The 10,513-nt window shown below is 34.3% G+C and carries 21 protein-coding genes; all 21 read right to left on the reverse strand.

The features are described from left to right. Nucleotides 1-33: 33 nt before the first annotated feature. Nucleotides 34-219: a 50S ribosomal protein L30 gene (gene rpmD, locus Q1J78_RS01000; protein WP_006440516.1), complete on the reverse strand. Its 186-nt coding sequence runs from the start codon at nt 217-219 to the stop codon at nt 34-36. A gap of 14 nt (nt 220-233) precedes the next feature. Further along, a complete protein-coding gene (gene rpsE / locus Q1J78_RS01005; protein WP_006440515.1) occupies nt 234-740 on the reverse strand; it encodes a 30S ribosomal protein S5 in 507 nt (168 codons plus the stop codon). A gap of 19 nt (nt 741-759) precedes the next feature. After that, nucleotides 760-1,128, reverse strand: coding sequence for a 50S ribosomal protein L18 (gene rplR / locus Q1J78_RS01010; RefSeq protein WP_300277250.1), 369 nt, complete (start codon nt 1,126-1,128; stop codon nt 760-762). Between the two features lie 45 nt (nt 1,129-1,173). Next, entirely contained in the window at nt 1,174-1,716 is a 543-nt protein-coding gene (gene rplF, locus Q1J78_RS01015; RefSeq protein WP_300277253.1) for a 50S ribosomal protein L6, read from the reverse strand. Nucleotides 1,717-1,746: 30 nt separating this feature from the next. Continuing rightward, nucleotides 1,747-2,145 (reverse strand): 30S ribosomal protein S8, encoded by a 399-nt coding sequence (gene rpsH, locus Q1J78_RS01020; protein ID WP_300277256.1) that lies wholly within the window; start codon nt 2,143-2,145, stop codon nt 1,747-1,749. 31 nt (nt 2,146-2,176) lie between these two features. After that, nucleotides 2,177-2,362: a type Z 30S ribosomal protein S14 gene (locus Q1J78_RS01025; RefSeq protein WP_006440509.1), complete on the reverse strand. Its 186-nt coding sequence runs from the start codon at nt 2,360-2,362 to the stop codon at nt 2,177-2,179. A 17-nt stretch (nt 2,363-2,379) separates the two neighbouring features. Next, nucleotides 2,380-2,922, reverse strand: a complete 543-nt coding sequence (gene rplE, locus Q1J78_RS01030; protein ID WP_300277262.1) for a 50S ribosomal protein L5 — start codon at nt 2,920-2,922, stop codon at nt 2,380-2,382. A 25-nt stretch (nt 2,923-2,947) separates the two neighbouring features. After that, nucleotides 2,948-3,253, reverse strand: coding sequence for a 50S ribosomal protein L24 (gene rplX, locus Q1J78_RS01035; protein WP_300277295.1), 306 nt, complete (start codon nt 3,251-3,253; stop codon nt 2,948-2,950). A gap of 23 nt (nt 3,254-3,276) precedes the next feature. Continuing rightward, on the reverse strand, nt 3,277-3,645 hold the full coding sequence (gene rplN, locus Q1J78_RS01040; protein WP_006440506.1) for a 50S ribosomal protein L14: 369 nt from the start codon (nt 3,643-3,645) through the stop codon (nt 3,277-3,279). A gap of 23 nt (nt 3,646-3,668) precedes the next feature. Continuing rightward, nucleotides 3,669-3,923: a 30S ribosomal protein S17 gene (gene rpsQ, locus Q1J78_RS01045; RefSeq protein ID WP_300277266.1), complete on the reverse strand. Its 255-nt coding sequence runs from the start codon at nt 3,921-3,923 to the stop codon at nt 3,669-3,671. 23 nt (nt 3,924-3,946) lie between these two features. Next, nucleotides 3,947-4,150: a 50S ribosomal protein L29 gene (gene rpmC / locus Q1J78_RS01050; protein ID WP_006440504.1), complete on the reverse strand. Its 204-nt coding sequence runs from the start codon at nt 4,148-4,150 to the stop codon at nt 3,947-3,949. Between the two features lies 1 nt (nt 4,151). Continuing rightward, nucleotides 4,152-4,580, reverse strand: a complete 429-nt coding sequence (rplP, locus tag Q1J78_RS01055) for a 50S ribosomal protein L16 (RefSeq protein ID WP_300277270.1) — start codon at nt 4,578-4,580, stop codon at nt 4,152-4,154. Nucleotides 4,581-4,612: 32 nt separating this feature from the next. After that, nucleotides 4,613-5,404 (reverse strand): 30S ribosomal protein S3, encoded by a 792-nt coding sequence (gene rpsC / locus Q1J78_RS01060; protein WP_300277273.1) that lies wholly within the window; start codon nt 5,402-5,404, stop codon nt 4,613-4,615. A 17-nt stretch (nt 5,405-5,421) separates the two neighbouring features. Beyond that, nucleotides 5,422-5,754 carry a 50S ribosomal protein L22 gene (gene rplV, locus Q1J78_RS01065; protein WP_300277276.1) on the reverse strand — a complete coding sequence of 111 codons (333 nt, stop codon included), beginning with the start codon at nt 5,752-5,754 and terminating at the stop codon, nt 5,422-5,424. A 24-nt stretch (nt 5,755-5,778) separates the two neighbouring features. Continuing rightward, nucleotides 5,779-6,060, reverse strand: a complete 282-nt coding sequence (gene rpsS, locus Q1J78_RS01070) for a 30S ribosomal protein S19 (protein WP_006440500.1) — start codon at nt 6,058-6,060, stop codon at nt 5,779-5,781. A 42-nt stretch (nt 6,061-6,102) separates the two neighbouring features. Further along, the gene (rplB, locus tag Q1J78_RS01075) at nt 6,103-6,933 is read right to left on the reverse strand and encodes a 50S ribosomal protein L2 (protein WP_300277279.1); all 831 of its coding nucleotides are present in this window, start codon (nt 6,931-6,933) and stop codon (nt 6,103-6,105) included. 30 nt (nt 6,934-6,963) lie between these two features. After that, a complete protein-coding gene (gene rplW / locus Q1J78_RS01080; protein ID WP_330683224.1) occupies nt 6,964-7,254 on the reverse strand; it encodes a 50S ribosomal protein L23 in 291 nt (96 codons plus the stop codon). Beyond that, complete coding sequence (gene rplD, locus Q1J78_RS01085) at nt 7,254-7,877, reverse strand: 50S ribosomal protein L4 (protein WP_300277282.1); 624 nt, start codon at nt 7,875-7,877, stop codon at nt 7,254-7,256. The genes rplW and rplD overlap by 1 nt, the downstream gene beginning before the upstream one ends. 28 nt (nt 7,878-7,905) lie before the next feature. Then, nucleotides 7,906-8,535 (reverse strand): 50S ribosomal protein L3, encoded by a 630-nt coding sequence (gene rplC / locus Q1J78_RS01090; RefSeq protein ID WP_300277285.1) that lies wholly within the window; start codon nt 8,533-8,535, stop codon nt 7,906-7,908. 91 nt (nt 8,536-8,626) lie between these two features. Beyond that, nucleotides 8,627-8,938, reverse strand: coding sequence for a 30S ribosomal protein S10 (gene rpsJ, locus Q1J78_RS01095; protein WP_006440495.1), 312 nt, complete (start codon nt 8,936-8,938; stop codon nt 8,627-8,629). Nucleotides 8,939-9,318: 380 nt separating this feature from the next. Next, complete coding sequence (gene tuf / locus Q1J78_RS01100; RefSeq protein ID WP_300277289.1) at nt 9,319-10,512, reverse strand: elongation factor Tu; 1,194 nt, start codon at nt 10,510-10,512, stop codon at nt 9,319-9,321. Nucleotide 10,513: the final 1 nt, after the last annotated feature.

Raw genomic sequence — 10,513 nt, forward strand, 5'->3', positions numbered from 1 at the left:
GGTTTTGCACCTCCTTTAATTTCTGTTTTGATATTATTCAGCTATTTCAGTCACTTCTACTAAGTGAGAAACTTTTTTTATCATACCTCTCATCTGAGGTGTATCTTCTTTAACTACTACCTGTTCTCTTTTTCTTAACCCTAAGGCTTCAACGTTTTTTCTCTGATTAGGAGTAGTTCCTATTGTACTTCTAACTAATTTTATCTGTAATTTAGCCATTATTAACTACCTCCTTAACCTAATAATTCTTCAACTTTTTTACCTCTTAATCTAGCTATATCTTCAGCTGTTTTAAGAGAATTAAGTCCTTCTATTGTTGCATTTACCATGTTTCTTGGGTTATTAGAACCTAAAGATTTAGCTCTAACGTCTTTTAATCCAGCTAATTCAAGTACGGCTCTTGCAGGACCCCCTGCTATAACTCCTGTACCTTCTGCAGCAGGCATTATAAGTATTTTACCAGCACCGAAGTGTCCGTTAACTTCGTGAGGTATAGTAGTACCAACCATTGGTACAGTTATTAAATTCTTTTTAGCATCTTCTACGGCTTTTTTTATAGCATCTGGAACTTCCATTGCTTTTCCAGAACCTATACCTACATGTCCGTTTTCATCTCCAACTACTACTAAAGCTGCAAATCTAAAGTTTCTACCACCTTTAACAACTTTAGTAACACGTCTAACTTCAACAACTCTTTCCTGTAGATCTAGAGCTGATGCATCTATTGGTTTACGTAGCATGTGTTTCCCTCCTTTTTTATTAGAATTTAAGACCAGCTTCTCTAGCTCCGTCTGCTAATTCTTTTATTCTTCCGTGATATATATATCCACCTCTGTCGAATACAACTTCAGTGATTCCTTTTTCTATAGCTTTTTTAGCAACTAATTCTCCAACTTTTTTAGCTGCTTCTTTGTTACCTGTATGTCCAACAGCTTCTTTAACTTCATTTTCTAATGAAGATGCAGATATTAAAGTAACTCTCTGAACATCATCTATTATCTGAGCATATATGTTATTAGCACTTCTGAAGACACAAAGTCTTGGTCTAGCAGCTGTACCAGAAACTTTTCTTCTTACTCTTTTATGTCTCTGAACTCTTTTAGCGTTTTTATCAGCTTTTTTTATCACTTTATTCACTCCTTTCCAGTGTGTGTATCTAAGTAATTATATTACTTATTTTTTACCAGTTTTACCTTCTTTACGTATGATTACTTCATCAACGTATCTTATACCTTTACCTTTGTATGGTTCTGGTTTTCTCCAAGCTCTTATTTTAGCAGCGTAGTTTCCTACTAACTGTTTGTCCATACCTTTAACAACTATTTCTAGCTGGTTTGGAACTTCTACTGTTATTCCTTCTGGATCTTCCATTTCTACTGGATGAGAGAATCCTAAGTTCATAACTAGCATTTTTCCATTTTTCTGAGCTCTATAACCAACACCTTTTAATTCCATTTTCTTTTCGAATCCTTCACTAACACCAACTACCATGTTGTTAAGTAGTGTTCTTGTTAATCCGTGTAAAGATCTATGTTTTTTATTATCAGTTGGTCTTGTTACAACTATTGTATTTTCTTCTTTATTTATAGTTAATTCATCGCTTAACTGTTTTACTAATGTTCCTTTTGGTCCTTTTACTGTAACTAAGTTTCCTTCAGCTATTTCAACTTCAACTCCTGCAGGAACAGTTATTGGTTTAACACCTATTCTTGACATTGTCGCACCTCCTTACTTTCTAAACAATTATTACCAAACGTAGCAGATTACTTCTCCACCAACATTTTCTTTTCTTGCTTCTTTATCTGTTAATATACCTTTAGAAGTAGACATTATTGCTACACCTAATCCGTTTAATACTTTTGGTATTTCATCTTTTGAGCTGTAAACTCTCATACCAGGTTTAGATATTCTCTTAAGTCCTGATATTACTCTTTCGCCCTCTATTCCGTACTTTAATTGTAATCTTATTATTCCCTGTTTTCCATCTTCTATAACGTCATAACCTTTTACGAAACCTTCTTCAAGAAGTATTCTAGCTATTTCTTTCTTTATATTAGAAGCGGGAACGTCAACAGTTTCATGCTTAACTATGTTTGCGTTTCTTATACGAGTAAGCATATCTGCAATTGGATCTGTCATTGTCATTTTATAGCCCTCCTTCCATTCTTTACAAATCTTACCAGCTTGCTTTTCTTACGCCAGGTATTTCACCTTTATATGCTAATTCTCTAAAGCATATACGGCATATTCCGAAATCTTTTAAAACTGCATGTGGTCTACCACATATAGAACATCTAGTGTATTCTCTAGTTTTATATTTCTGTTTTTTCTGCTGTTTAACAACCATTGCTTTTCTAGCCACGGGAATCCCTCCTTTACTTACTTAGAAAATGGCATTCCTAATAATTTTATTAATTCACGAGCTTCTTCGTCAGTCTTAGCTGTTGTAACGAAGATTATGTCCATTCCTCTAACTTTGTCTACTTTATCGTATTCTATTTCAGGGAATATTAATTGTTCTTTTATTCCTAGTGCGTAGTTTCCTCTTCCGTCGAATGAGTTTGCACTAACACCTCTGAAGTCTCTAACTCTTGGTAGAGATACACTTACTAATTTATCCATGAAGTAGAACATTTTATCATTTCTTAATGTAACTTTTGTACCTATTGGCATTCCTTCTCTTAATTTGAAGTTCGCAACAGATTTTCTAGCTCTAGTTATAACTGGTTTCTGTCCAGATATTAATTCTAGTTCTTCAACAGCTTTTTCTAATCCTTTTGGATTTTCTCTAGCGTCACCTACACCCATGTTTATAACTATTTTAACTAATTTAGGTATTTCCATTACGTTTTTGTATTCAAATTTCTCCATTAAAGCTGGAGCAACTTCTTTTGTATATTTTTCTTCTAATCTAGAAGCCATTTAAGGTCCCTCCTTTCATTACTTATTATAATTCTTTTCCGCTCTTTGCTGATACTCTTACTTTAACTCCGTCTTTTTCTACGAATCTAACTCTAACACCTTTTCCTGTTTCAGGATCGAATGGCATTACATTAGACATATCTATTGGAGCTTCTTTATTTATTATTCCACCTTGCTGGTTCATAGCAGATGGTTTCTGGTGTTTAGTTATTACGTTAACGCCTTCAACAACAACTTTGTTTGCTTTAGGGTTTACATTAAGAACTGTACCTTTTTTACCTTTATCTTTACCTGCTATAACTACTACAGTGTCACCTTTTTTAACTCTCATCATTTCTCATTGCACCTCCTTAATTATAAAACTTCTGGAGCAAGAGAAACTATTTTCATGAAGTCATTATCTCTTAATTCTCTTGCAACAGGCCCAAATATACGAGTTCCTACTGGAGTTTTATCGTCTTTTATTATTACTGCTGCATTTTCATCAAATGATATGTAACTTCCATCGTTACGTCTTACGCCTTTTTTGCTTCTTACTATAACTGCTTTTACAACTTTACCTTTTTTTACAACTCCACCTGGTGTTGCACTTTTTACTGTAGCAACAACTACGTCGCCTATATTAGCATATCTTCTTTTACTTCCACCAAGAACACGTATAGTTAATAGTTCTTTGGCACCAGAGTTGTCTGCAACTCTTAGACGAGTTTCCTGCTGTATCATCGTAATCCCTCCTTCTTAAAAAACTATTTAACCTTTTCAACAACTTCAACTAGTCTGAATCTTTTATCTTTTGATAAAGGTCTAGTTTCCATTATTTTAACTCTATCTCCGATGTTACATATGTTGTTTTCATCATGAGCTTTGAATTTTTTTGTTCTTTTAACACGTTTGTTGTATAGTGGATGACGAACGAATTCTTCAACAGCAACAACTATTGTTTTATCCATTTTATCACTTACAACACGGCCTATTCTAACTTTTCTTCTTCCTCTTTCCATGTCTTAAAAGCCTCCTTCCAATATTAAGCTCTAGCTTCGTTTAACTTTCTTTCAGCAAGAACAGTTTTAACTTTTGCTATATCTTTTTTAACAAACTTGATTCTAGCTGTATTTTCTAATTGACCAGTAGCTAATTGGAATCTTAAGCTAAATAATTCACTTTTGAATTCGTTTAATTTTTCTGTAAGCTGTTCACTTGTTAACTCTCTTAATTCTTTAGCTTTCATCCTATTCACCACCCTTTATCTGATCTTCTTTTTTAACAAATTTACATTTGATAGGTAGTTTATTAGCAGCAAGTCTCATAGCTTCTCTTGCTTTTTCTTCTCCTACACCACCTATTTCGAACATTACTCTTCCTGGTTTTACAACTGCTACCCAGTATTCTGGTGAACCTTTACCGGCACCCATACGAGTTTCAGCTGGTTTTCTTGTTATTGGTTTATGAGGGAATATTTTTATCCAAACTTTTCCCCCTCTTTTCATATATCTTGTCATCGCAACTCTGGCTGCTTCTATCTGATTTGATGTTATCCAAGATGGTTCCATTGCAACTAGACCGAAGTCTCCATATGTTACAGTGTTACCTTTGTTAGCTTTCCCAGACATGTTTCCTCTGTGAACTCTACGACGTTTAACTCTTTTTGGCATTAACATGAGTATTTTCCTCCCTTCCTCGAACCTTTTTATTAGTTTTCTTTATTTTCAGTTCTCTGAGGTCTTGATCCTTGAGGTCTTCTATTTCCTCTGTTATTTCTATCATTTCCTCTTCTGTTATTTCTCTTATTGTCTCTATTATCTCTTCTACCTGGTCTTTCAGGTCTTGGATCTGCACCTGGAACATGTTTAGTTGGAAGAACTTCACCATTGCATATCCATACTTTTATACCTATTTTACCATAAGTAGTATCTGCTTCAGCGAATCCGTAATCTATATCAGATCTTAATGTCTGTAGAGGTACATTTCCTTCACTGTATCCTTCTGTTCTTGCCATTTCGGCACCACCTAATCTACCAGAAGCAGCAACTTTTATACCTTTAGCTCCTGATTTCATAGCTCTCTGTATTCCCTGTTTCATTGCTCTTCTGAAGGCAACCCTTCTTTCTATAGCAGAAGCTATATTTTCAGCAACTAACTGAGCATCTCTATCAACATTTTTAACTTCAACTATGTTAACTATAACAGTTTTTTTAGTTAATTTTTCTAATTCAGCTTTTAATGCTTCTATTTCAGAACCTGCTCTACCTATAACAACTCCTGGTTTAGCAACATGTAAATCTAATTTTACTTTGTTAGCTGATCTTTCTATTTCTATTTTAGCAACTCCAGCAGAGTATAATTTTTTCTTTAAAAATTTACGGATATTGTGGTCTTCTAATATGAAGCTTCCGAACTCTTTACCATTATTAGTGAACCATCTTGAATCCCAATCTTTTATAACACCGACTCTTAGTCCGTGTGGATTAACTTTCTGACCCATTACCGTACCTCCTTCTCTTATTTTTCTTTAAGTACAACTTCTATGTGAGAAGTTCTTTTTCTTATTTCACATGCACGACCCTGAGCTCTTGGCATGAATCTTTTCATTGTTGGCCCCTGGTTTGCAACTATTGATGCTATGTATAATTTATCTGTATCCATTTCGTGGTTGTTTTCTGCATTTGCTTTAGCTGACTTAACAACTTTAGCTATTATTGAAGCTGATTCTCTAGGAATGAACTTTAATATTGCTAAAGCTTCATCAACATTTTTTCCTCTAACAAGATCGCATATCTGTCCTGCTTTTCTTGCTGAAACACGTACATATTTAGCAGTAGCTCTTGCTTCCATTACGTGGTCCTCCTTTCAACATAATTATTTTCTTTTATTTGATTTTTCGTCGTCTTTATGTCCTTTGAAAGTTCTTGTTGGAACAAATTCTCCTAATTTATGTCCAACCATGTCTTCAGTTATATATACTGGAACATGTTTTCTTCCATCATGTACAGCTATTGTATTTTCAACGAACTGAGGGAATATTGTAGAAGTTCTTGACCAAGTTTTTATAACTTCTCTGTTTCCGCTAGCGTTCATAGCTTCTACTTTCTTTAATAGACCCTTATGCACGAAAGGTCCTTTTTTAGTTGATCTTGACATGTATGATCCTCCTTTCCGAATAAATAAATCTATTAACGATTACTATTTAGTTCTTCTTGAAACTATTAATTTATTTGAAGCTTTGTTTTTCTTTCTAGTTTTGTATCCAAGAGCAGGTTTACCCCATGGTGTAACTGGTGATGGTCTACCTATTGGAGCTCTACCTTCCCCACCACCGTGTGGATGGTCATTAGGGTTCATTACAGAACCTCTTACAGTAGGTCTTATACCCATATGTCTAGTTCTACCAGCTTTACCTATAACAACGTTACCGTGTTCTATGTTACCAACCTGTCCTATAGTTGCTTTACATTCAACGCTTACTAATCTCATTTCACCTGATGGTAATCTTAGTAATGCATTTTTTCCTTCTTTTGCCATTAACTGAGCAGAAACACCAGCAGATCTTACTAGCTGTCCACCTTTTCCTGGTTTAAGTTCTATATTGTGAACCATTGTACCAACTGGCATATCTTTTAACTGTAAGCAGTTACCTGGTTTTATGTCAGCACCTTTACCTGATAGTAAAGTATCTCCAACTTTTATTCCAACTGGTGCTAATATATATCTTTTTTCACCATCTGCATAGTGTAATAAAGCTATGTTAGCAGTTCTGTTTGGATCGTATTCTATTGTAGCAACCTTTGCAGGTATACCGTCTTTATTTCTTTTGAAATCTATTAATCTATATTTTCTTTTCTGTCCTCCGCCTCTGTGACGAACAGTTATTCTACCGTGAGCATTTCTACCAGAGTTCTTTTTTAGGTTAACTAAAAGAGATTTTTCTGGGCTGTTAGTAGTAATTTCATCTGAAACTAAAACTGTCATCTGTCTTAAGGCAGGAGAAGTAGGTTTAAACTTTTTAATAGCCATTCTTATGTCCCTCCTTAAATAGTTAGGATATTACATTCCCTGGAAGAATTCTATATCTTTGCTTGCTTCTGTTAATTTAACAACAGCTTTTTTGAAGCTAGCAGTTCTTCCCTGAGTTCTACCCATTCTTTTCATTTTTCCATCATAGTTTAGTGTGTTTACTTTTTCAACTTTAACGTCGAATATAGCTTCTACAGCTTTTTTTATTTCAGTTTTGTTAGCTTTTTTATCTACTACAAAAGTGTATTTTTTGTCAGCCATTTCTGTCATACTTTTTTCAGTAACGACTGGTCTTATTATAACGTCATGTGGATTAGTCATTATGCGTACACCTCCTCCACTTTTTTAACAGCATCTGTAGTTATTACAAATGTGTCATGATTTAATATATCGTATACATTTAAAGTGTTAACTAATGCAGTCTGAACACCTTCTATGTTTCTTGCTGATTTTATTACATTTTCATTTTTTTCAGCTGTAACAACTAGAGCTTTTTTAGAAGCTTTTATGTTGTTTAATATAGCTACGAATTCTTTAGTTTTAGGAGCATCCATAGTTAATGCATCTAATACTATTATTTCGTTGTTCTGAACTTTTGAAGATAAAGCTGATTTCATAGCTAATCTTCTAACTTTTTTAGGTAAAGTGTATTTGTAGCTTCTTGGTTTTGGTGCGAAGGCAACTCCTCCACCTACCCACTGTACAGATCTAGTAGAACCCTGTCTAGCTCTTCCTGTACCTTTCTGTTTCCAAGGTTTTCTTCCGCCGCCTCTAACTTCTGCTCTTGTTTTAGCTGACTGAGTACCTTGTCTTCTGTTTGCTAACTGGCATTTTACTGCTTCGTAAAGTACATGCTCGTTAACTTCTATATTGAATATAGAATCACATAATTCTATTTCTCCAACATTCTGTCCTTGAATATTCATAACATTTATCTTTGGCATTATTGTTCCTCCTTTCCTATTTTAGTAGTTATTTAGAAGCCTTTATTGCTTCTTTTATTGTTACTACTGAACCTTTAGCTCCTGGTATAGCACCTTTAACTAACATAAGATTCTTTTCAGCATCTATTCTTACTAAATCTAAATTCTGTATAGTAACTTTTACGCTACCCATGTGTCCTGCAAGTTTTTTGTTTTTGAAAACTCTACCTGGATAAGAACAAGCTCCCATTGAACCTGGTCTTCTGTGGTATCTAGAACCGTGAGATTCTGGTCCTCTTGACTGTCCGTGTCTTTTTATTGGTCCCTGGAATCCTTTACCTTTAGATATTCCAGTAACATCTATTTTAGCACCTGCTTCAAATATATCAGCTTTTAATTCTTGTCCAACTGTATATTCTGCAGCATTTTCTACTCTGAATTCTTTTAAATGTCTTTTTAGTACATTAGCTGCTGCTAAATGTCCTTTTTCTGGTTTGTTTAATGCTTTTTCTTTTGCATCTTCAAAACCAACCTGTATTGCATTGTATCCGTCATTTTCTATTGTTTTAACCTGAGTTACAACAACTGGACCTGCCTCAACAACTGTAACTGGTATTACTATACCATCTTCAGTGAATATCTGAGTCATTCCAACTTTTTTCCCTAATATTCCTTTCATATTAGCACCTCCTATTATTTTCTTACAGCGGATTACTCCATTTTAGAATAATCATTCTAAGATATCTCTATCTTAGGCGGTTTATATGTTCTTATAATTTTATTTCTATATCAACACCAGCTGGTAAATCTAATCTCATTAGAGAATCAACTGTTTTCTGTGTTGGATTAGCTATATCTATAAGTCTTTTATGAGTTCTTATTTCGAACTGTTCTCTAGAGTCTTTATATTTATGAACAGCTCTTAATATAGTAACTATTTTCTTTTCTGTTGGTAGTGGCACAGGACCTGAAACCTGAGAACCAGCTTTTTTAGCAGTTTCTACTATTTTTCCAGCAGAAAAATCTAATAATTTGTGATCATATGATTTTAATCTTATTCTTATTTTTTCATTTTTAGCCATCTTGATTTCCCTCCTTCTACAAATATTTATTTTAATTTTGATATCCCGCTGCTTCCGATACACTCTCCCGGGTGTTTCCTAAACCCATTCCAGCTTTTTTACAACGTTCAGCCAAAACTTTAACTAAATATATCTCTCAAGCACACTAGTATATTTTAACTCATCTCAGAAGTTTTTTCAAGTATTTTTTTGTGCTTTTTAAAATTTTATTTTATCTATAAAAAAATCTAATCGGCTATACTTCTTTCAAACACTTTCCTTAGTATACAAAAAAATATAAAACATGTCAACTGTATTCTTTTTTTTATACATAAAAAAGAGAGATTATATATAATATAATCTCCCCTTGTTTTCAATTTCCTTTGTAATATATCAATTAATTATTCTATTATTGATGCTACTACTCCTGAAGCTACTGTTCTTCCACCTTCTCTTATAGCGAATCTTAGTCCTTCTTCTACACATATTGAGTTTATTAAGTCTACTTCTATTGTTACGTTGTCACCTGGCATTACCATTTCTGTTCCTTCTGGTAATTTACAAGCTCCTGTTACGTCTGTTGTTCTGAAGTAGAACTGTGGTTTATATCCATCGAAGAATGGTGTATGTCTTCCACCTTCTTCTTTTTTAAGTACGTATATTTCTGCAGTGAATTTTGTGTGTGCATTAACTGTTCCTGGTTTTGCAAGAACCTGTCCTCTTTCTATTTCATTTCTCTGAACACCTCTTAATAATGCCCCTATGTTATCTCCTGCTTCTGCCTGATCTAGTAATTTTCTGAACATTTCTACTCCTGTTACTACTACTTTTCTTGGAGCTTCTGCTAATCCTACTAGTTCAACTTCGTCCTGTACTTTTAGTACTCCTCTTTCTACTCTACCTGTTGCAACTGTTCCTCTTCCTGTTATTGAGAATACGTCTTCTACTGGCATTAAGAAGTCTTTGTCTACATCTCTTTCTGGTGCTGGGATGTATTCATCTATCATTTCGAAGAATTCTACTATTTTATCTCCCCATTCGCTTGATGGATCTTCTAATGCTTTTAATGCTGATCCTCTTACTATTGGAGTATCATCTCCTGGGAAATCATATTCGTTTAATAATTCTCTTACTTCCATTTCTACTAATTCAAGAAGTTCTTCATCGTCTACCATATCACATTTGTTTAGGAATACTACTATGTATGGTACACCAACCTGTCTTGATAAAAGTATATGTTCTCTTGTCTGTGGCATTGGTCCATCTGTTGCTGAACAAACTAATATTGCACCGTCCATCTGTGCTGCTCCTGTTATCATGTTTTTAACGTAGTCAGCATGTCCTGGGCAGTCAACGTGTGCGTAGTGTCTGTTTGGAGTTTCGTATTCAACGTGTGCTGTTGATATTGTGATTCCTCTTTCTCTTTCTTCTGGAGCTTTATCTATGTTAGCGAAATCTACTGCTTCTCCTAAGTGATATCTGTCATATAATGTTTTTGTTATTGCTGCTGTTAATGTAGTTTTACCGTGGTCAACGTGTCCTATAGTACCTATATTAACATGAGGTTTGCTTCTTTCAAATTTAGCTTTAGCCATT

The organism is Peptacetobacter sp. (genome assembly GCF_029264495.1).
In the GTDB taxonomy this organism is placed as follows: Bacteria; Bacillota; Clostridia; order Peptostreptococcales; family Peptostreptococcaceae; genus Peptacetobacter.